General features: G+C 71.6%; 18 protein-coding genes. 15 read left to right on the top strand and 3 right to left on the bottom strand.

Features of this window, described 5'->3' with window-relative positions; all coding sequences use genetic code 11:
• From DVK44_RS34560 to DVK44_RS34510, 11 genes are all read left to right on the top strand, one after another.
• Positions 1-870, top strand: coding sequence for a branched-chain amino acid ABC transporter permease (locus DVK44_RS34560; protein ID WP_114664550.1), 870 nt, complete (start codon positions 1-3; stop codon positions 868-870).
• Positions 867-2,729: a branched-chain amino acid ABC transporter ATP-binding protein/permease gene (locus tag DVK44_RS34555; RefSeq protein WP_114664549.1), complete on the top strand. Its 1,863-nt coding sequence runs from the start codon at positions 867-869 to the stop codon at positions 2,727-2,729. Before DVK44_RS34560 ends, DVK44_RS34555 begins: the two co-directional genes overlap by 4 nt.
• On the top strand, positions 2,726-3,499 hold the full coding sequence (locus DVK44_RS34550) for an ABC transporter ATP-binding protein (RefSeq protein WP_114664548.1): 774 nt from the start codon (positions 2,726-2,728) through the stop codon (positions 3,497-3,499). The genes DVK44_RS34555 and DVK44_RS34550 overlap by 4 nt, the downstream gene beginning before the upstream one ends.
• 103 nt (positions 3,500-3,602) lie before the next feature.
• Complete coding sequence (locus DVK44_RS34545) at positions 3,603-4,454, top strand: helix-turn-helix domain-containing protein (RefSeq protein ID WP_114664547.1); 852 nt, start codon at positions 3,603-3,605, stop codon at positions 4,452-4,454.
• A 224-nt stretch (positions 4,455-4,678) separates the two neighbouring features.
• Positions 4,679-5,776 (top strand): iron-siderophore ABC transporter substrate-binding protein, encoded by a 1,098-nt coding sequence (locus tag DVK44_RS34540; RefSeq protein ID WP_114664546.1) that lies wholly within the window; start codon positions 4,679-4,681, stop codon positions 5,774-5,776.
• A 47-nt stretch (positions 5,777-5,823) separates the two neighbouring features.
• Positions 5,824-6,906 (top strand): FecCD family ABC transporter permease, encoded by a 1,083-nt coding sequence (locus tag DVK44_RS34535; protein ID WP_114664545.1) that lies wholly within the window; start codon positions 5,824-5,826, stop codon positions 6,904-6,906.
• Positions 6,907-6,983: 77 nt separating this feature from the next.
• Positions 6,984-7,982: a FecCD family ABC transporter permease gene (locus DVK44_RS34530; protein WP_114665631.1), complete on the top strand. Its 999-nt coding sequence runs from the start codon at positions 6,984-6,986 to the stop codon at positions 7,980-7,982.
• 68 nt (positions 7,983-8,050) lie between these two features.
• Entirely contained in the window at positions 8,051-8,896 is an 846-nt protein-coding gene (locus DVK44_RS34525) for an ABC transporter ATP-binding protein (protein ID WP_228447497.1), read from the top strand.
• Positions 8,893-10,629 (top strand): ABC transporter transmembrane domain-containing protein, encoded by a 1,737-nt coding sequence (locus tag DVK44_RS34520; RefSeq protein WP_114664543.1) that lies wholly within the window; start codon positions 8,893-8,895, stop codon positions 10,627-10,629. The genes DVK44_RS34525 and DVK44_RS34520 overlap by 4 nt, the downstream gene beginning before the upstream one ends.
• Positions 10,626-12,488: an ABC transporter ATP-binding protein gene (locus tag DVK44_RS34515; protein ID WP_228447496.1), complete on the top strand. Its 1,863-nt coding sequence runs from the start codon at positions 10,626-10,628 to the stop codon at positions 12,486-12,488. Before DVK44_RS34520 ends, DVK44_RS34515 begins: the two co-directional genes overlap by 4 nt.
• Complete coding sequence (locus DVK44_RS34510) at positions 12,485-13,378, top strand: siderophore-interacting protein (RefSeq protein WP_114664542.1); 894 nt, start codon at positions 12,485-12,487, stop codon at positions 13,376-13,378. The genes DVK44_RS34515 and DVK44_RS34510 overlap by 4 nt, the downstream gene beginning before the upstream one ends.
• A 30-nt stretch (positions 13,379-13,408) precedes the next feature.
• Here the strand turns inward: DVK44_RS34510 and DVK44_RS34505 are convergent, their stop codons facing one another.
• From DVK44_RS34505 to DVK44_RS34495, 3 genes are read right to left on the bottom strand one after another with little or no spacing between them, the layout of a single operon-like run.
• Positions 13,409-14,302: a sulfurtransferase gene (locus DVK44_RS34505; protein ID WP_114664541.1), complete on the bottom strand. Its 894-nt coding sequence runs from the start codon at positions 14,300-14,302 to the stop codon at positions 13,409-13,411.
• Entirely contained in the window at positions 14,299-14,733 is a 435-nt protein-coding gene (locus DVK44_RS34500) for an OsmC family protein (RefSeq protein WP_162794223.1), read from the bottom strand. Before DVK44_RS34500 ends, DVK44_RS34505 begins: the two co-directional genes overlap by 4 nt.
• A 31-nt stretch (positions 14,734-14,764) precedes the next feature.
• A complete protein-coding gene (locus DVK44_RS34495; RefSeq protein ID WP_162794221.1) occupies positions 14,765-15,238 on the bottom strand; it encodes a hypothetical protein in 474 nt (157 codons plus the stop codon).
• Between the two features lie 267 nt (positions 15,239-15,505).
• Between DVK44_RS34495 and DVK44_RS34490 the strand changes: the two genes are divergently transcribed.
• The 4 genes from DVK44_RS34490 to DVK44_RS34475 are packed head-to-tail and all read left to right on the top strand — an operon-like array spanning position 15,506 to position 20,635.
• The gene (locus DVK44_RS34490) at positions 15,506-17,140 is read left to right on the top strand and encodes an ABC transporter substrate-binding protein (protein ID WP_162794219.1); all 1,635 of its coding nucleotides are present in this window, start codon (positions 15,506-15,508) and stop codon (positions 17,138-17,140) included.
• Between the two features lie 4 nt (positions 17,141-17,144).
• A complete protein-coding gene (locus tag DVK44_RS34485; RefSeq protein WP_162794217.1) occupies positions 17,145-18,074 on the top strand; it encodes an ABC transporter permease in 930 nt (309 codons plus the stop codon).
• Between the two features lies 1 nt (position 18,075).
• Positions 18,076-18,981 carry an ABC transporter permease gene (locus DVK44_RS34480; protein WP_114664536.1) on the top strand — a complete coding sequence of 302 codons (906 nt, stop codon included), beginning with the start codon at positions 18,076-18,078 and terminating at the stop codon, positions 18,979-18,981.
• Entirely contained in the window at positions 18,968-20,635 is a 1,668-nt protein-coding gene (locus DVK44_RS34475) for a dipeptide ABC transporter ATP-binding protein (protein ID WP_228447495.1), read from the top strand. The genes DVK44_RS34480 and DVK44_RS34475 overlap by 14 nt, the downstream gene beginning before the upstream one ends.
• Positions 20,636-20,643: the final 8 nt, after the last annotated feature.

The raw sequence follows: 20,643 nt of genomic DNA, 5'->3' as shown, positions 1-20,643 counted from the left end.
GTGCAAGAGACACTGCAAACACTTGTCGGGGGCCTGAGCCTCGGGGCGGTCTACGCCCTGGTCGCCATGGGGTTCTCGCTGGTCTACCGCACCATGGGCCTGGTCAACTTCGCCCACGCCGACATCGCCATGATCGGCGCCTACGCGGCCTCCACCTTCTATCTCACCTCCAAGCTGCCCTTCGCCGTCGCGATGGTGGTCGCCATCGCGGTCACCGCCGCGATCGGCCTGGTCATCGAGCGGGTACTGCGGCCTCTGGAGAACAAGGACTTCGATCTGATGCTGATCGGCACGATCGGCTTCGGCATCGTCCTCCAGGCTGTCGCCATCCTGATCTGGGGCACCACCGGCCGGGCGGTCCGCTCGCCCGTCCCGTCCGCCCCGTTGGATCTGTTCGGGATCCGCGTGCGTACGTACGACCTGCTGGTGATGGCCGTCGCGGCCCTCGCCGTGCTCGGCCTCGCCTGGTTCCTCGCCCGCACCAAGCGCGGCGCGGCCATGCAGGCCGTCGCCATGGACCACGAGGCGGCCACCGCCGTCGGTATCGACGTCGGCCGCAGCAACGCCCTCGCCTTCTCGATCGGCGCGGGCCTCGCCGCCCTGGCCGGCGGTCTCGTCGGACCGATGCTGTACGTCGACGCGTCGCTCGGCGGCGCGCTCGGTATCAAGGGCTTCGCCGCCGCGATGCTCGGCGGCTTCGGGTCGATCCCCGGAGCGGTCGTCGGCGGGCTCGCGATCGGTGTCCTCGACTCCTACGCCGCCGGCCACTTCCAGGGCTACTCGGTGCTCGTGACCTTCCTGGTCTTCACCGCCGCCATCATGATCCGCCCGACGGGCGTCTTCGGGGAGAGGACGGTGAGCCGCGCGTGACGTTCCGTGCCGGAGGAATCGGGGTCCTGGCGGTGGCCGCCTGGCTGCTGCCGTACGGCCTGGGCGGCTACGCCATCCATGTCGTCAACATCGCACTCATATATGCCCTGCTGGCCATGGGCATGGGCCTGGCCATGGGGATCTCCGGGCAGATCAATCTCGCCCAGGTCGCGTTCTTCGGCGTCGGCGCGTACACCCTCGCCATCCTGACCACCGGCTACGGACACGGGTTCTGGACGGCAGCCGCGCTGGCGCTGCTCGCGACCCTGGTGACCGGCCTGTTCGTCGGCATACCGGCCCTGCGTATGCAGTCCCACTACCTGGGGATCGTCACACTCGGGCTGGCGCTGGGCTTCATCAACTGGATCACCAACGCCTCGGTCACCGGGGGCGCCGACGGTATCTCCGGAATCCCGCTGCCCAGCCTGCCCGGCGTCGATCTCTCCAGCGAATACCTCTACTACTACCTGGAGTTGACGGTCTGCGCGGTCGGCCTCGGCTTCGGGCTCTTCGTCGTCCGCACCTCGCTCGGGCGGCGGCTGCGCGCGATGCGCGACGACTCGCTGGCCGCGGGCGCGATGGGCGCGGAGATCCCGCTGCTGCGCATGACCGCGTTCCTGCTCGCCAGCCTGTACGGGGGCCTGGCCGGAGTGCTGTACGCGGGCCTCATCCGCTATGTCGCCCCGGAGACCTTCTCCATCGGCAATATGTTCCTCCTGCTCGCCATGGTCATCATCGGCGGCCGGCGCTCCCTCGTCGGCTGTGTGGTCGGCGCGGTGGGACTGACACTGATCCGCGAGTGGCTCTCCGACTTCTCGACGTACGCACAGCTCGGTTACGGCGTGGTGGTCGTCCTCATGGTCGTCTTCGCGCCGACCGGTCTCGCCGGAATCCCCTCCCGCGTAAGGGAGTTCACGCGCCGGAGGCGACGCGGCGACGCCGAGGACCGTGCCCGGCTGCGTCCCTTCCGGCCGTACGACGTGGTCAAGGCGCCCGACGACGGGCACGGTCCGCTCCTCGACATCCGGTCCGTCACCCAGGACTTCCGCGGGCTGCGCGCCCTGGACGAGGTCTCCCTCACGGTCCGCCCCGGCGAGATCCGCGGCATCGTCGGGCCCAACGGCTCCGGCAAGACCACCCTGTTCAACGTGATCAGCGGCTTCTACCGGGCCACCTCGGGTCAGGTGCGGTTCGGCGGCCGGGCCACCACCACCGCCCGTCCGTACACGCTCTCCCTCCTCGGCATGGCCCGCACCTTCCAGAACCTGCGGCTGTTCGGCCGGCTGACCGTCCGGGAGAACATCCTCGTCGCGCTCGACCGCACCCGGACCCACTCCCTCTGGCAGTACGCGGTGTGGCAGCCCGGTGTCGTACGCCGGGAGCGGTCGCTGCGCCGGGAGGCCCAGGAACTCCTGGAGCGGTTCGGGCTCGCCGACTTCGCGGAGGCCGCGCCGGGCTCCCTGCCGTACGGCATCCAGCGGCGCATCGAGATCGCCCGCGCCATGGCCTCCCGGCCCCGGCTGCTGCTCCTCGACGAACCGGCCGCCGGGCTGAACGGCGAGGAGGTCCAGGAACTCGCCCGCATCGTGCGCTCCATCCGGGACGGCGGCACCACCGTCGTACTGATCGAGCACAACATGGGCCTGGTCATGTCGCTGTGCGAGCGTGTCACGGTGCTCTCCGGCGGTGTGGTCATCGCGGAGGGCACACCGGCGGAGGTGGTCGCCGCGCCCGAGGTGATCGAGGCGTATCTCGGGGACGCCGCGCCGGCCGACGTCCCGCGGCCGGAACCGGCCCCGCCCGCGCCCCAGCCCGCTCCCCCGGCCGGGGCACCCACTCCGAAGGAGACAACCCGGTGAGAACGACGAGGACGTTTCCCTTCCGGCGACCGGCCGCTCCCGCCGCCACCCCCGGCTCCGCGGCCACCCTCACCGTCGACGATCTGTCCGTGCGCTACGGCGGGGTCCGCGCGGTCGGTTCGATCAGCTTCAGCGTGGGGCCCGGGGAGTCCGTGGGCATCATCGGCGCCAACGGCGCGGGCAAGACGTCCACCCTCAAAGCGCTGATGGGGCTGGTACCGCGCGGCGGCGGAAGCATCACACTGGGCGGGCTCGACCTGACCCGGGTGCGGGCCCGCGACATGGTGCGGCACGGCATCGGCTACGTACCGGAGGGCCGGCATGTGTTCCCCGGTCTGACCGTGGAGAAGAACCTGCTGCTCGGCGCGTACGCCCGCCGCTGGGACGCCGGGACCCGCGCCACGCTGGCCGAGGTGCACCAGCTCTTCCCGGTGCTGGGCGAGATGGGGCAGCGGCTGGCCGGCGCGCTGTCCGGCGGGCAGCAGCAGATGCTCTCCATCGGCCGCGCCCTGATGTCCCGGCCGCGCATCCTGCTGCTCGACGAACCCTCGATGGGGCTCTCCCCCAAGCTGGTCGGCGAGATCCTGAGCGCGCTGACGCGGCTGCGGGAGGAGGGGATGAGCCTGCTCCTCGTGGAGCAGAACGCCACACTCACCTTCGGCGCGACGAGTCACTGTCTGGTGATGGAGAACGGCGCCGTCGCCATGACCGGAACCTCCGGGGAACTCAGCCGGGATGTCCGGGTGCGCCGGATCTATCTCGGGCTGTGAGCCCTTCGGCGCAGTGCTCCGGGGCTTCGCGGAACAGTTCCCCGTCCGCGAGCGGGACGCCGCCGCTCCGGGGCCGGACGGGAGGTTAGGGTAACCTAATTTCATGCTGGCCACAGTCCCGGAACGCACCTACGGCGAGGTACCCGCGGCGGGCGCGCTCCGATGGGACGAGCCGTCGGCGGGCGGCGCCGAGGTGTCCGCCCCCTATCTGCTCACCACCGCCGTCTACGCCCCGCCCGCGGTGCCCGTCACCACCGGTGTGCACACCCACTCCGACGGTCTCCTGGTCTGGCCGCACCACGGTTCACTGACGCTGCACACCCGTCACACCGTGCGCCGGCTCGTCCCCGGGCAGGGGATCTGGCTGCCGCCCGGCACTCCGCACGACGCGTCGTCCGATCCGGGGAGTGTGAGCTGCTACACCTATGTGACCAGGGCGGCGATTCCACCGCACTGGTCCACCCCGCGTCCGCTGCGGGTGCGGCGCGCGCTCCAGGAGATGCTGCTCCACCTCGACTCCACCGCCATGCCCGACGATCTGCGGCTGCGGACCCAGCGCGTTGTCATCGAGCTGCTGGAGGAGGATCCGCATCCCGCCATCGATGTGCCCGTACCCGAGGACGGGCGGATCCGGTCGCTGGCCGATGATGTGATGCGCGATCCGGAGAGCGATCTCTCGCTGGAGGCGTGGGCGGCGCGGCACGCGCTGAGCGTACGGACCGTCACCCGGGCGTTCGGCCGCGATGTCGGTATGTCCTTCGCGCGGTGGCGCGCGCTCGTACGGATGTCGGCGGCGACGACGCTGCTGGCGCAGGGGTGTCCGGTCAATCTGATCGCGCACCGCTGCGGCTACTCCACGACGAGCGCGTTCTCCGCCGCCTTCCGCCGGGTGACCGGCGTCAGCCCGACCGAGTACCTGCGCGAACAGACGGTGCCGGCGCCCGCCGGCCGCTGATACCCGCAGCACACAGCGCCAGCGCTCCGGGGTGTGGCCAGATCTCGACACATCGTGGCCCGTACGCATCCCCCGGCGAGGGCCCGGTTCCTTAGCGTTCATTCAGGTGAGGGTTACCTAAGTTGAGCGTGGGTCGAGCGTGTACGTATCGGCCCCGCCCCGGTCGCCCCGCCGCCCCAGCCGCCGCCGCGCCCTCGCGGTGTGCGCACGATCCGAGGAGAAGCATGTCCATATCCATCCCGGCCGGACGCGGACCGGGCGCCGTGGCGCGTCTCGTGGCGCTGGCGGTCGCGGCCGTCGTCGTACTGGCGGGCTGCGGAAGCGGCTCGTCCGAACCGGCGGGCGCGGCGAAGGCGAAGGAGAAGGCCAGTGCCGCTCCGGGCGCGTTCCCCGTGAGCATCAAGCACGGCCACGGGACGACGACGATCGAGAAGAAGCCCCGGCGCGTCGTCGCCGTCAGCTGGATGTCGCTGGACGTGGTCGCGGCGCTGGGCACGGTCCCGGTCGGCGTCGACGAGCAGTGGGGCGGCGACAAGCAGGGCTACACCCCCTGGTTCCGCAGCACGGTCGAGAAGCTCGGCGGGCCGCTGCCCGAGACGCTGAACTACGGTGACGCGGGCGAGATCGACTTCGAGCAGATCCTCTCGCTGGAGCCGGACCTGATCGTCGGCCTGTACTCCGGCATCTCCGATGTCGACTACAAGCGTCTCACCGAGATCGCGCCCACCATCCCGTATCTGAACAAGCCCTGGGACGGGGGGACCTGGCAGGAGATGACCCGCACGATCGGCACGGCGCTGGGTGAGACGGAGAAGGCCGAGAGCCTCGTCACCGACGTCGAGGGCCAACTGGCCTCGGTGACCGAGGACCACCCGGAGTTCAAGGACAAGACCTTCACCTACGGGCTCGCCCTCTCCAAGGGATCGACGGAGCTGGGTCTGTATCTCAACTACGACGCCCGCGTCCGGCTGCTGACCGAGATGGGCTTCAAGAACACCCCGTCGATGAAGACGATCGCGTCCACCGCCAAGGGCACCAACTGGTACGGCGGGGTCAGTCTGGAGAAGCTCGACACGATCGACGCCGATATCTTCGTCGGCTGGGCCAACGGCGCCGAGGAGGTCTCGTACTCCCTCAAGGACCCGCTGTTCTCGCGCTGGAAGCCGATCGCCGGGAAGAACTACGCGTTCGTGCCGGACGCGACGCTGGGCATGGCCACCAGCGGGCCTTCGGTGCTCTCCATCCCCTGGGCGCTGGAGCGCTACGTCCCGATGCTCGCCGACGCCGTCGCGGGCAAGGGCAGCACCGGCGCGGGCTCCTGAACGCCGTCCGCCGCTCCCCCAGGTGACGCCCTCTCCCAAGGACAACCATGACGACCGCCCCACCCACGGGTGACCTCACCACCGGTACGGAGCACGATGTGCCGGTCCCGCGCCGCGGCGCGGGACCGGCCCGGCCCGGCCGGCGGCGCCCGCTGATCCTGCTGGCCGCGATCGGGCTGCTGCTCGTCGTCGCCGTCCTCAGTGTGATGGTCGGCGCCCGCGCCATCGCTCCCGGCACGGTGTGGGACGCGCTGCTGCGCTTCGACGACTCCGACGAGCATGTGATGGTGCGCGAACTGCGGGTGCCGCGCACGGTGATCGGGCTGATCGTCGGCGCGGCCCTGGGCCTCAGCGGCGCGCTGATCCAGGCGTTCACCCGTAACCCCCTGGCCGATCCGGGCATTCTCGGGGTGAACGCGGGGGCGAGCCTGGCGGTGACGTTCGCCGTCGCCGTGCTCGGGTACACCGGCGCCGGCCAGTTCATCTGGTTCGCGCTGGCGGGGGCCTTCGGGCTCACCGTGCTCGTCTACACGCTCGGCTCGATCGGCGCCGACCGGGGCAGCCCGGTGAAACTCACTCTCGCGGGCGTCGCGTTCACGGCCGTGTGCGGCGGCTTCACCTCCGCCATGGCGCTCAAGAACACGACCACCTTCGACGTCATGCGGTTCTGGGGAGTCGGCTCCATCGGCGGCCGCTCGCTCGACATCCTCCCCGTCGCCCTGCCCCTGATCGGCGCCGGGCTGGTCCTCGGGCTGTGCAGCGCGGGCTCGCTCAACGCCCTGGCGCTGGGCGACGATCTCGCCAGGTCGCTGGGCACCCGGCTCGCCCTGACCCGGGTGGTGCTGGTCCTCGCCGTCACCCTGCTGGCCGGGACCGCGGTCGCCGTCGCCGGTCCGATCTCGTTCGTCGGGCTGATGGTGCCGCACATCGTCCGCTGGTTCGTGGGACCCGACCAGCGCTGGATCCTGGCCGTCACGGTCGTCGTCGCGCCCGCGTTCCTGCTGGCCGCCGACATCATCGGACGGGTGATCCTGCCCTCCGGCGAGATGCGGGTCGGGCTCGTCACCTCGCTCGTCGGCGCACCCGTACTCGTCGCGCTCGTCCGGCGCCGGAAGGTGAGCGCGCTGTGACGACCGTAACGACGAAGCGGCCCGCACCGGACCGGGTCGACTTCGGGCGGCCCGTCTGGACCTGGCGGCGGGCCGGCATGGCCCTGCGCGTCGACCGGCGGTCCGTCCTCGTCTGCGCCGTCCTGGCCGCCACCGTGGCCGCCCTCGGCATCCTCACCCTGGCCACCGGGTCCATCTCGCTCACCCCGGCGCAGGTGTTGTCCGCCCTCTTCGACCCGGACGCCGACTCCCGTACCCGGCTGGTCGTCGTGGAGTGGCGGCTGCCCCGGCTGCTGTTCGCGGTCATCTGCGGAGCGGCGCTCGCCATCAGCGGCGCGCTCTTCCAGTCCCTCACCAGGAACCCGCTGGGGTCGCCCGACGTGATCGGCTTCGCCTCCGGGTCGTACGCGGGCGCGAGTGTGGTGATGCTGCTGCTCGGCTCCGCCAACTACCTGGCGGTCGCCTCGGGTTCGCTGATCGGCGGGGCGCTCACCGCGCTGCTGGTGTATCTGCTCGCCTACCGGAACGGGCTGGCCCCCTTCCGGCTCATCATCGTCGGGATCGCCGTCGGCGCGTTCCTCAGCTCCTTCACCTCGATGCTGCTTCTCTCCGTCAGCCCTCAGCAGGCGATGCTCGCCGCGACCTGGGGAGCCGGTTCCCTCAGCGGGCTCGGCTTCGAGCAGCTGCGGCCGGCGGCGGTCGTCTTCGCCGTACTGCTGCTCTGCTCGGCGTTCGTGTCACGGCCCCTGGTCCATCTGGAGCTGGGCGACGACGCGGCCGTGGCCCTCGGGGTCGGCGCGCAGCGCGCACGGCTCGCGGCCACGCTCGTCGGGGTCGCGCTCACCGCGCTGGTGACCGCGGCGGTCGGCCCGATCTCCTTCATCGCGCTCGCCGCGCCGCAGATCGCCCAGCGGCTGACCCGCGCCTCCACCACGGTACGGATCGTCCCGGCGGCGCTGACCGGCGCCGCGGTCCTGGTCGGCGCCGACTTCATCGCCCAGCGCGTCGACCTGCCCGTGGGGGTCGTCACCGTGTGCGTCGGCGGGGCCTATCTGGCCTGGCTGCTCGCCCGCCAGTACGCGGGGCGCCGCGGATGACCGCCGTACTGCGCCCGCCCGCCCCACAGGCGACCGCCGCCCCCGCCGCCCACCCGCCAGGAGTACCCGTGACCACCACGACACAGCCGACGCAGCCGGCACCGCGCACCCGGACCCCGGTCCCGGCCCGGCTGGAGGTGCTCGACGCGTCCCTCGGCTACGGCCGGCGGCCCCTCTCGGCCCATCTGGACGTACGGATCCCGGACCAGTCGTTCACCGTCGTCATCGGCCCCAACGCCTGCGGCAAGTCGACCCTGTTGCGCGCCATGTCCCGGCTGCTCCGGCCCAGCGCCGGAGAGGTCGTCCTCGACGGCCGATCCATCGCGCGGTACGGCTCCAAGGAGGTGGCGCGGACGCTCGGACTGCTGCCGCAGACCTCCCTGGCACCCGACGGGATCACCGTCGCCGATCTGGTCGCCCGGGGACGCCATCCGCACCAGAAGCTGATGCGCCAGTGGACCGAGGAGGACGAGAAGGCCGTACGGGACGCCATGGCGGCCACCTCCGTCACCGAGCTGTCCGGCAGACCGGTGGACGAACTCTCCGGCGGCCAGCGCCAGCGCGTCTGGGTGGCGATGGTCCTCGCCCAGCGGACCCCGATCCTGCTGCTGGACGAACCGACCACCTTCCTCGACATCGCCCACCAGATCGATCTCATGGAGCTGTTCACCGATCTGCACCGCGCCGGGCACACCCTCGTCGCCGTACTCCACGACCTGAACCACGCGGCCCGTTACGCGACCCATCTCATCGCCATGCGCGACGGCCGGGTCGTCGCCGAGGGCCCGCCGGAGGAGGTCGTGACCGCCGCCCTCGTGGCGGAGGTGTTCGATCTGCCCTGCCGGGTCGTCCCCGACCCGGTCACCGGCACGCCCATGGTCGTCCCCCTGGCCCGGCAGCGGGAGGCCCGGTGAAGCGGACCGGCGCGGACCGTACCGGCGGGCGCGGTCCCGGTGCGCGCGGCGGCGTTCCCGGGCCGAACTCCGTCCCGGCGCTGTTCCGTCTCGCGCTGCTGCGCGACGGGCGCGGACGCCGGCTCGCCCTCGTCACCCTCGCGTTCATGGTCCATCAGATGTGCGAGGCGCTGGTCCCGGTCCTCATCGGTGTGATCATCGACCGGGCGCTGGCCCCTTCGGACCGTACCGCCCTGCTCTGGTGGCTCGGTGTGCTCGGCGCGGTCTTCGTCGCGCTGTCCCTCTCGTACCAGCGGGCGTCGAGGGCCATGGTGGACGTCTACGGCTACGGTGAGCACGCGCTGCGGCAGCGGGTGATGGCCCGGCTGCTGGACCCGCGCTCCCTGCGCCGCCGGCCCGGCCCGGGCGAGGCGCTCTCCCTGGTCTCGTCCGACACCTACCGGGTCGCCGGGGTCTCCTGGAGCGTCGTCCAGCAGGTCTCGACCATCACCGCGATCCTCACGGCGTCGACGGCGCTGCTGGTCATCTCCGTGCCCCTGGGCCTGGGCGTCATCGCCAGTACGGTGCTCGTGCTCGTCGTGATGCGCCGGATCTCGCTGCCCCTGGAGGCGCGGGGGCTGGCCGAGCAGGGTTCGGCGGCGCGGGCCGGCGAGGTGGCGACCGACATGATCACCGGGCTCCGGGTGGTCATCGGCATGAACGCCCGGGCGGAGGCCGCCCGCCGCTACCGCGCGGCGAGCGAGGAGTCGCGGCGCGGCGCCGTGGCCACCTCGCGCTCGGTCCTGGCGTACGGCAGTCTCAGCCTGCTGCTGTCGGGGGTGTTCCTCGCCGCGCTCTCGACGGCGTCGGGGTATCTCGCTCTGGGCGGCGCCCTCACGGTCGGCCAGCTTGTCACCGTCCTCGGACTCGCCCAGTTCCTCCAGGGCTCGCTGGCCCATGTCGGTACGTTCGCCTCCAACTGGACGCACAAGCGCGCCTCCGCCAGACGGCTGGGCGAGCTGCTGGACGAACCGCCGCTGATCGGCCCCGCCGAGGCCACCACCGGCGCCACCGCCACCGATGTTTCCGGCCGCGCGCTGCGGTGGCATCCGCCCGAGCACGGCGAGCCGCTCGATCTGCGGCCCGGTGAACTCCTCGGTGTCGTCCCGCGCCACTCCGGGCACGCCCGGGAGCTGAGCGACCGGCTCGGCTACCGCGTCCCGCTCCGCCGCGGCGAACTCCTGGTCGGCGGTGTCGACGCCGTCGACCTCGGCCCGGATGCGGTGCGGGCCAGGATCGCGGCCCCGCCCCACCACGGCGCGGTGTTCTCCGGCACACTGCGCTCCAATCTCGTCGGCGAGGGGCGCGAGAGCGACCCGGCCGTGCTCGGGGCCGCGATGCTCGACGACGTACTCGACCTGGTCGGGGGCGACCGGGCCGAGGTCGGCGAGCACGGCCGCCGGCTCTCCGGCGGCCAGCGTCAGCGCCTGCTGCTCGCCCGCGCGCTGCACAGCGACGCCGAGGTCGTCGTCCTCGACGAACCCACCACCGCGGTCGACCCGGTGACCGAACAGCGCATCGCCGAAGGGCTGCGCGCCCTGCCCGCCACCACGCTGCTGATCACCTCCAGCCGGATCCTGCTCTCCGCCTGCGACCGGGTCGTCGACCTCGGCGGCGCCGTTCTCGACGGCTCCGGTCACGGCGATGCCCACCCGGCCGGCGTCCTCCCCGAACCGAACGGAACCACCAGGTGACCCCCGCGCAAGGCCCCCTGCCCGTCGCCGACCCCCGCCGTACCCGTCAGGAGTTCGTCCGCCGGCTCGGCGCGCACCGCGGCCGGCTCGCCGTCTCGATGCTCACCCTGCTCGCCGGTACGGCCGTCACCCTCGCCACGCCTCCGCTCCTCGGCGCCGTCGTGGACACCGTCGCAGACGGGGGCGCGCGGAGCCGGGTCGCGGTGCTCGGCGCCGCCCTCGTCCTCGTCGCCGTCGCCGGAGCCGCGCTCGCCCACGCCGGCGGCCGGATGCTGGTCGTCCTCGTCCAGGGGGTGCTCGCCGCCCTGCGCGAGGACGTGTTCGAGACGGCGGTCCACCTTCCGGCGAGCACCCTGGAGTCCTCGGACAGCTCCGATGTCGTCTCCCGGGTGACCCGCGATGTCGAGGCGGTCTCCGAGGCCGCCTCCGATGTGCTGCCCGACATCACCGGCGCGAGCTTCACGATCGGGCTGAGCCTGGTGGGCCTCGCGCTCCTCGACATCCGCCTCGCGCTCGCCGGCCTGGTCTGTCTGCCCGTCCACATCCTCGCCACCCGGCAGTTCCTCGCCCGCTCGCACCCCGTGTACGGGGACATCCGCCGGCTGGAGTCCGCCCGCGGCCAGTCCGTCATCGAGGCGGTGCACGGCGCCGAGACGATCCGCGCGTACCGGACGCAGGACCACCACCTCGGCAGGCTGGCGGACCACAGCGAACGGGCCGTCGCACGGCAGCGCGACGGGGCACGGCTGCGCAACCGCTTCACCGGACTGCTCAACGCGGCGGAGTTCCTCGGCCTCGCCGCCGTACTGGTCACGGGCTTCGCGCTGCTCGGCTCCGGGGCCGTCTCGGTGGGCACCGCCACGGCGGCGGCCCTCTACTTCCACCGGCTCTTCGGGCCGGTCGGGGCGCTGTTGGGCAGCCTGGACGACATCCAGCGGGCGACGGCGGGGCTGTCACGGCTGGTGGGGATCACCGACCTTGGCCGTGACGGCGGCTCCGGAGGCAGCGCTTCCGGCGGCTCCGGAGAGGTCGGCGTCAACGGCTCCGGCAGCTCCGGCGGTTCGGCCGTCGACGTGAAGGGCGTCTCGTTCTCGTACGACGGCACCCGCCAGGCCCTGCGCGAGGTCTCGCTCCGTATACCCGCCGGTACGAGCCTCGCGCTCGTCGGCGCCAGCGGCTCCGGCAAGAGCACGCTGGCCCAGCTGATCGCGGGTCTGGGCGAGCCGGACCACGGGGAGATCACCGCCGGGGAGCCGGGGGCCGCCCGGAGCCCGTCCCGGTATCTGGTCACCCAGGAGATCCATCTGTTCGGCGGCACCCTGGCGGACAATCTGCGGATCGCCCGGCCCACCGCCACCGACGACGAACTCCGCCGGGCGCTGCGCGAGGCCGGGGCGGACTGGGCGCTGGAGCAGGAGCGGGGGCTCGACACCGTCCTCGGCCCCGGCGGCACCCCGCTCGACGACGGAGCGGTCCAGCACCTCGCGCTGGCCCGCGCGCTGCTCGCCGACCCGGACATCGTCGTCCTGGACGAGGCCACCGCGCAGTCGGGGCCGCGGACCCGCGCGCTGCTGCGGACCGCGCTCCAACGCGTCACCCGCGGACGCACCAGTGTGATCGTGGCACACCACCTGGAACAGGCCCGCGACGCGGACCACATCGTCCTCCTCCGGCGCGGCGAGGTCGCCGAGCGAGGCACACACGGCGAACTGCTCGCCCTTGCGGGCGAGTACGCCGGCCTCTGGCAGGCGTACACCGGCACCACCACCGGCACCGGCCCGCGCGAGAACCCACACCCGATCCCCGTCCCCACTCCGCACACGCACACGCACACGCACACGAAGGAGCAGCACTCATGACCATCCACCGCGCCGTGGTGGCCCGCGTCCGGCCGCTCACCACGACCATGGCCCGCGTCACGTTCCACGGCGAGGGACTCGCCGCGTTCACCTCCACGGGTGTCGGCGACGAGTACGTCCGGCTGTTCTTCCCGCACGGTCCCGACCGTACGGATGTCTCCCTGCCCGACGCGACGGACAACGGCGGCCGGCGGACCCCCGAGGGGCGGCCCGAGGCTCCCGTACGCACGTACACCGTCCGGTCGGTCCGTCCGGAGGCCGGCGAGATCGACATCGACTTCGTGCTGCACGGTCACGGGACGGCGTCCGGCTGGGCCGCCGCCGCCCGTCCCGGCGATGTGATCGGGCTCAACTCCCCCACCGGCCTGTACGCTCCTCCGGCCGATCTGAGCTGGCAGCTCCTGGTCTCCGACCTGAGCGGGCTGCCCGCCGTGGGACGTCTCATCGAGAACACCCCGGACCGGGTCACGACCAGGGCCGTCCTCGAAGTCCCCGACCCGTCCTGCGTCCAGCCGCTCCCGGAGCGGCCCGGTGTCCGGGCGACCTGGGCGTACGGTGGCAACGGTCACGGCCCCAGCCGGCTGGCGGAACTGGTCGGCGCCGCGATCCCGCCGCACACGGACCTGACGGGCGGCTACATCTGGGTCGCCGGCCAGACGGACGCCCTGCGTGCCGTACGCCGCTATCTGCGCAAGGAGCTGAAGCTGCCCGCCGAGCGCTTCAAGGTGGTCGGCTACTGGATGCCGGACGGCGACTCCTGGACCCGGCGCTACGAGGCGCTGCCGACCGACGTACGGTTCGAGCTGGAGAGCATGTGGGACAACCCGACCGATGAGCCCGAGGATCTCGCCGTCCGCTACGAGGACCGCCTCAGCACGCTCGGGCTGTGACCTCCGGAGGGACGGCCCCGGCCGCTCGGCCTATACGCAGTCCGTGTCGACGGCGGCGGAGCGGGTGAGGGCGGAACCCCGCTCGACGGGGCGCGAGGCATCGCGCGTCCAGCCGGACCAGGAGTCGACGTAGAGGCCCACCTGCTGCCCGAGGAGGGCTCCGACGAACACCAGCAGGGAGCTGGACACACCGCCGCCGCAGTAGGCGCCGACCTCGTGGCCGCCGATCGCCCCGCGTGACAGGAACCATTTGCGCAGTTCCACGGGCGGTCGGAGCAGCCCGTCGGGAGCGACCAGTTCGGCGGAGTGGGCGTGGACCGCGTGCGGGATGTGGCCGGTCCCCGGATCGTCCAGGGCGCCGTGGTAGGCGTGCGCGGGCCTTGAGTCGAGCAGTGTGCCGTAGCGCGAGATGTCCAGGACGTCCGCCGCGTCGAGAACGCGCCGGCCACCGGCGGCCGGCGGCACCGGCTCGGACGGGCCGGTCACCGGGCCGGTCGTCCGGATGTCCTGGAGCGGGGTTGTCGGACCTCCCGCGCGGACCCAGGCGGGCAGGCCGCCGTCCAGGACGCGTACGGAACGGAAGCCCGCCCAGGTGAGGACGTACCACGCGCGGGTGGCACTCGACAGCTCCTCGGTCCGGCGGGTGTAGAGCACGAGGTCGTCGGCGGGCCCGGCGCCGTGCGCGGCGAGGGTGTCGCGCACGGCGCCGGGCGCGGGCAGCGGGAGATGGCCGCTGGTGGCGGTCGGGAGGCCGGCGAAGTCGGACCGGACCCGGGCCCGGCGCGCCCCGGGGACGCTGCCGGAGACCGGATCCGGGCCCTGCGCCATCGACCGCCAGGGCGCCACCTCGACGAACACGCACCGGGACCGCTCGGCGTACGCCGTCCGGGCGTCGACGAGAGCGGCGCGCGCGGTCGTCGTCATTCCTGGGATCCCGACGCGTGGGGCACGAAGGTCACCGGGAGGCTCTCCTTGAGGGCGTTGTAGATACGGCACCGCTTCTTGTACTCGGCGACGAGTTCCTCGGCCGTGACATTGTCGACGCCGTCGATGAAGCACTCCATGATGAGCGTGCCCAGGTAGTCCCCCTCGGCCTTGCGCTCGATACGGGCGAAGATCTCGACCTGGCGCTCCGGCTGTCCGCTCTCCACGAAGTCGTACCGGAAGGCGTTGAGCGCGCAGGAGACGAGGGAGGCGACGAGCAGGTCGAGCGAGCCGGCCTCCTCGCCCGGTCCGCCGCTGCGCACCGAGCCGTCCGACACGATCTCGAACCCGGGGCCGCCGATGAGGTAGCGGCCGCGTATGTCGGTGGTCCGGCCGTGCAGATTGCTGATCACGGTCACTCTGTCGCTCATCATGGGATTCTAGCCAGCTCCGCTCCCGGTGCTAGGACCGCGGTGAGTGGGGTGCGTGAGGCGAGTGGGATGCGTGGGGTGTGTGACCGGTCGCGGAGTCCGGGGTCGGGACACCGCCCGTGGTCGCCGTCCGCAACTGGTCGGCCAGCAGCGACACCACGCGGGTGAGCGAGCGGTTGTCCTCCCGCAGGACGGCGATCAGCTGTTCCAGCTCCTCGATCCTGGCGAGCAGTTCGCGCCGGCCGGAGCCGCGCTGACGGCCGCCGGGGGCGGTGGAGGCGGTACGGGCCGGCTCCCAGGCGTCGGCGTGGCCGTCCGCGGAGTCGTACTCGTAACTTCCGTCGTCGTACCGCGCGAGCCACTTGCGCAGGGACTGCGGGCCGACCTCGAACTCCTCGGCCACCTCGCGGACGATCGAGCGGTTCTCCGGCTCGTCACGGCGCCGTTGCAGCACGCGCTCGACCGCGCGCTGCCGTACCCCGTCGCTGTATTTCCTGTCGAACACCACGCCGGCTTCCCCGTTCAGGAGACTGCAACATTGTTGTCACGATACTTCAGAAACTTCCGTGTCAACATATCGGCTACGAAGAACTCGTACCCAGCTACTAGCTTTTTTACATCTCCGAACCACCATCCCGGCTGCGACATATAGCCGTTGGAACCGGGGCGGAGCCAGCGACGGGGCCGGCCGCGCGGTGTTGTGCGCGTCTGCCGTCATGTGCGACACGGAAGTGGTCGCTCGCCCCGGCCGATCGAGAGGAAACCACAGGCCGTGTCCATTTCACGCCCGCGGCGTCAGTTCGCCGCAGCGGTCGCCACACTGTCGCTCCTCGCCACCGCCGCATGCTCCAGCGGTGGCGGCGAACAGGGTGAGCGCAGTGACACCGGAGCCCAGGTGGCCAAGAAGGACCGCTCCGGAGGCACACTCAACATCGGTCTCGGCGCCGACCCCGGTGGTGTCGACGCCGCCGTCGTCAACCAGGTGTGGCGTACGGTCGCCCGCGCGCTGGCGGACTCCCTGGTGTTCTACAACCCCGAGACCAAGCGGGTCGAGCCGTGGCTCGCGACGAGCTGGACGGTGAGTGACGACGCGCGGGTGTACTCGTTCGAGCTGCGTGACGACGTCACCTTCCACGACGGCACCAAGCTCACCGCGAAGGTCGTCAAGGCCAATCTGGAGAGCTTGAACCGGCCGGGCATCCACTCCAGCGCGAAGACCGTCGTGCAGGGCATCCGCACGATCAAAACGCCTTCGGAGCACAAGGTCACCGTCGAGTTCGCGGAGCCCAACGCGGCCTTCCTGGTCTCGCTCTCGCGGGCGTACGGCGGCATCGTCTCGGAGAAGACGGCCCGGCTCCCGGTGGAGAAGCGGCAGAACTGGCTGGACGGCTCGGGCCCGTTCTACCTGGAGGAGTACGTCCCCAACCAGCGCATCGTCCTGAAGAAGCGCGCCGACTACGACTGGGCGCCGAAGTACTTCGACCACGACGGGCCGGCCTATCTCGACGAGGTCGTCTACAAGATCATCCCGGAGGACTCGGTCCGCAACGGCGCGGTCATCGGCGGCGACGAACTCCAGTTCATCTACTGGGTGAACGCGAAGTACCTCCCGCAGTTCGAGAGCGCCGGGCTGACCATCTCGAAGACGCTCAACCCGGCGACCGGCACCGAACTCCCGGTGAACACTTCGTCCACGTTCCTCAAGGACGTACGGGTACGCCAGGCCCTCCAGTCCGGGGTCGACCGGGACGCGTTCGTGAAGATCGACTCGGGTGGTATCGACGAGCCCGCGACCGGCCCGCTGAGCAAGGACAACCCCTACCACTCCGACCAGAGCGCGCTGCTGAAGTACGACCCCGAGCGCTCCAAGTCGCTGCTGAAGCAGGCCGGCTGGACGAAGACCGGCAAGGACGGCATCCGGGTCAACGCCGCCGGTGAGCGGCTGTCGCTGCGGGTGCCGGCGGACGACGCGGGCTGGCAGGTGCTCCAGGACCAGTGGAAGAAGCTCGGTATCGAACTCGTCCTCGACCCGCCGCTGCCCGCCGAGGCCAACGAGAAGCTGCTCAGCGGCGAGTACGACATCGCCTACTGGTACGCCTCGTCGCCCGACCCGGACGTCCTGCGCGCCAACTACGGCAAGACCACCGGGTCCAACCGCAGCTTCATCGCGGACGACGACAAGACGGGCAAGAAGCTCGACCGGCTCCTCCAGGAGCAGAACCAGACGATCGACCAGGCCGAGCGGCAGAAGCTGGTCGACCAGGCATCGCACATCCTCGTGGAGCAGGCGTACGAGATACCGGTGTCGAACGACATCGACATCTGGGCGTACTCGCCGCGGCTGCACGACATCAAGCCCGTCGGTCTCGACCAGTATCTGATCAATGCCTGGCTGGCGAAGAAGTAGCCCCGTGGCACGATACGGTCTGCGGCTCCTGTACGGCGTGATCGTGGTGTGGGGCGCCTTCACCGGAGCGTTCTTCCTGCTGTACGTCGTGCCCGGCGACGCGGCGGGCGGTCTCACGGCCGGCGCCGACGGTGCCGATGTCAAGCAGCTCCTGGCCGAGCAGCGCGAGCTGCTCGGTCTGGACCGCCCGGTCCATGTGCAGTACTGGGACGCGCTGAGCGGCGCCCTCGGCGGGGACTTCGGCCAGAGCGTCTACCAGCGCAGGCCGGCGGTGGAGGTGTACTTCGAGTCCTTCCCGCAGACGCTCCAACTGGCCTTTCTCGGGCTGCTCCTCGCCGTTGTGCTGGGCGTGACACTGTCGGTGGTCATCGAGCTGACCGACTGGAAGTGGGCGCGCGAGCTGCTGATCTCGCTGCCGCCGGTCGCGGTGTCACTGCCCCCCTTCCTGGTCGGGCTCCTGCTGCTCCAGGTGTTCGCCTTTCAGCTGCACTGGATCAAGGCGGTCGGCGACCAGGGGTTCGGCGGACTGCTCATCGCCTCGGTGGCCCTCGCGGTCGCCGGGGGCGGCAGTGTGTCCCAGCTGCTCACGGCCAACCTCCGCTCCGCGCTCACCTCCCCGTACATCGAGACGGCCCGCAACTGGGGGCTCAGCCGGTTCGACATCGTCGTCCGGCACGCCCTGCGGAACGCCGCGCTGCCGGTCATCACCTCGCTGGGCACCACCGTCGGTGTGATGGTCGGCGGGACGGTGCTGACGGAGACGGTGTTCTCCCGGCTCGGGGTGGGCCGGCTCGTGGTGGACGCCGTGAACGGCCGTGACATGCCCGTCGTCCTGGTCGCGGTGACCATCAGCGCGGTGATCTTCGTCGTCGTGAACTTCGTCGTGGACGCGCTCTACCCCCTGCTCGACAAGCGCATCCGATGGGAGGGATGACATGGCGGCCCTCGAAGTGAAGCCGTCCGAGCCACCGGCCGGGCAGCCGTCCGGACAGCCGGCCCGGCGCTCGTCGGTGCTCGGCGGACGGCCGGCCCGGCTGCTCCGCTCGCCCGGACTCCTCCTGGCGTACGTGTGGATCGCCGTGATCCTCGCCGCCGCGATCCACCCGGGCCTGTTCGCGCCGGACGACCCGCTGCGGCAGGACGGGGCGCGGATGCTGCTCGCGCCGAGCCTCGACCACCTCTTCGGCACCGACGACTTCGGCCGTGACCAGTTCACCCGCACCGTGTGGGGCACGAGGCTGTCGCTCCAGGCGGCCCTGATCGCCGTCGCCATCGGGCTGGTGAGCGGCTCGCTGATCGGTCTCGTGGCCGGCGCGCTGCGCGGCAGGACCGACAGCGTGCTGATGCGGATCATCGACATCATGCTCGCGGTGCCCAGCCTGATCGTCTCCCTCGCGATCATCTCCGCCCTGGGCCGCGGGACCCTCAACATCGCCATCGCCATCGGCATCAACAGCACGGCGGGATTCGCCCGGCTGATGCGGTCCGAGGTGCTCAGGGTCAGCAACGCCACGTACGTCGAGGCTTCGGTCTTCGCCGGACACGGCTATGTGCGCAGGCTGTTCTCGCATGTGGTGCCCAACGCGTCCCGCTCGGTGCTGGCCGCGGCGACGATGGACATCGGCACGGCGGTCCTGACCGTCGCCGCGCTGAGCTTCCTGGGACTGGGCGCGCCCCCGCCGACCCCCGAGTGGGGCCTGCTGGTGGCCGAGGGCCGCACCTTCATCGGCGTCCAGTGGTGGCTGAGCCTGCTGCCCGGCCTGGTGATCGTGCTGACCGTACTCGCCGTCTACCGCGTCGGCAGATCGTTCAACCGAGGGAGGACCAGTGCCGTCGCCTGACCGCGAGAGCACACCGCTGCTGCGGCTGCGCGGGGTGAGTGTCGAGTTCGCGCTGCCCGGCCGCGCCGCCACCCCCGTGCTCGACAAGGTGAGTCTGGACGTCCCCGAGGGGTCAATCCGGGCCGTCGTCGGCGAGTCCGGGTCGGGCAAGTCGACCCTCGGCCGGGTCATCACCGGGACCCTCGCCGGGAACGGGCGGATCACCGCGGGCGAGGTCGTCCTCGGCGGCCGGGCGCTCACCGGCCTGTCCGAACGGCAGTACCGGGCCGTACGCGGCAAGGAGATCGGCTACATCCCCCAGGACGCGCTGCTCGGCCTGAACCCCCTGCTGCCCGTCGGCGTCCAGGCCGGGGAGCCGCTGCGCGCCCACAAACTGGCGTCCCGCGCGGAGCGCCGCGAGCGGGTCATCGACCTCTTCGCGAAGGTGGGACTCCGCGATCCCGCCCGGCTGTACGACCGCCGTCCGCACGAGCTGTCGGGCGGAATGTGCCAGCGGGTACTGATCGCCGCCGCGATGAGCACCCGGCCCCGGCTGCTGATCGCCGACGAACCGACGACCGCGCTCGATGTCACGGTGCAGAGGACCATCCTCGATCTGCTGTCGAGCCTGGTGGAGACCGAGGGGCTCGGGATCCTGCTGATCACCCACGATCTGGGGGTCGCAGCCGAACGGGCCGACGGTATCGCCGTGGTGAAGGACGGGCGGATCGTGCGCGGCGGGCCGACCGACGAGGTCGTCGCCGCGCCGGGCGACCCGTACACGGAGCGTCTCCTGCGCTCGTCCTCCCTCGGGTTCTCCGGTTCCCGGACCGCGGAGGCCCGGCTGGAGTACTCACGTACCGTGCCCGCGGACGCCCCGGTCACCGTCGAGGCGAAGGAGATCGGCAGGACCTTCACCGCCCGCCGGGGCGCGGAGCCGGTCACCGCGCTGGCCGGTGCCTCGTTCCGGGTGCGCAAGGGGACCACCCTGGGGATCGTCGGTGAATCGGGTTCCGGCAAGACGACCTTGGTACGGATCCTCGCCGGTCTGACCCCGGCGGACACGGGCTCGGCCGAGATCGACGGCGAACCGGTCGTCCACCACCGGCGGGGAGCCGGCCAGGCCGGTCTCTACCGCACGGTGCAGATGGTCTACCAGGACCCGTACGCCTCCCTGAATCCGAGGTCCACGGTCCGCGCGATCCTCGGCGAACCGCTCACCGGCCACCGGTACGGGACGGCGCGGGAACGTGCCGGCAGAATCACCGAGCTGCTGGACGTCACCGGTCTGCCCGCGTCCGTCGCCGACCGGTACACGGCCGAACTCTCCGGCGGCCAGCGGCAGCGGGTGGCCATCGCCCGCGCGCTGGCGCCCCGGCCGGACGTCGTCATCCTGGACGAGCCGGTCTCCGCCCTCGATGTGACCGTACGGCGCCAGATCCTCGACCTGCTCGGCACACTCCAGCGCGAACTGGCGCTGACCTACGTCTTTGTCTCGCACGACCTCGGGGTGATCGCCGAGGTCTCCGACGAGATCCTCGTCCTGCGCCACGGACATGTCGTCGAGCACGGCACCGCCCTGGACGTCCTCACCGCGCCACGGACCGACTACGTCAAGCGGCTGCTGGCATCGATCCCCGGTGCCGCCACGGCCGGCGCGGCGCTGTCCTCGTAGAGAACCGC

It is taken from the genome of Streptomyces paludis, assembly GCF_003344965.1.
Lineage (GTDB): Bacteria > Actinomycetota > Actinomycetes > Streptomycetales > Streptomycetaceae > Streptomyces > Streptomyces paludis.
This window is presented reverse-complemented; position numbering and strand designations above follow the sequence as displayed.

Bases quoted from the DNA above. Each gene is read 5' to 3' on its own strand.
- DVK44_RS34545 (WP_114664547.1), top strand. From the start codon at position 3,603: ATGCTGGCCACAGTCCCGGAACGCACCTACGGCGAGGTACCCGCGGCG.
- DVK44_RS34540 (WP_114664546.1), top strand. From the start codon at position 4,679: ATGTCCATATCCATCCCGGCCGGACGCGGACCGGGCGCCGTGGCGCGT.
- DVK44_RS34535 (WP_114664545.1), top strand. From the start codon at position 5,824: ATGACGACCGCCCCACCCACGGGTGACCTCACCACCGGTACGGAGCAC.
- DVK44_RS34530 (WP_114665631.1), top strand. From the start codon at position 6,984: ATGGCCCTGCGCGTCGACCGGCGGTCCGTCCTCGTCTGCGCCGTCCTG.
- DVK44_RS34510 (WP_114664542.1), top strand. From the start codon at position 12,485: ATGACCATCCACCGCGCCGTGGTGGCCCGCGTCCGGCCGCTCACCACG.
- DVK44_RS34505 (WP_114664541.1), bottom strand. From the start codon at position 14,302: ATGACGACGACCGCGCGCGCCGCTCTCGTCGACGCCCGGACGGCGTAC.
- DVK44_RS34500 (WP_162794223.1), bottom strand. From the start codon at position 14,733: ATGAGCGACAGAGTGACCGTGATCAGCAATCTGCACGGCCGGACCACC.
- DVK44_RS34480 (WP_114664536.1), top strand. From the start codon at position 18,076: ATGGCGGCCCTCGAAGTGAAGCCGTCCGAGCCACCGGCCGGGCAGCCG.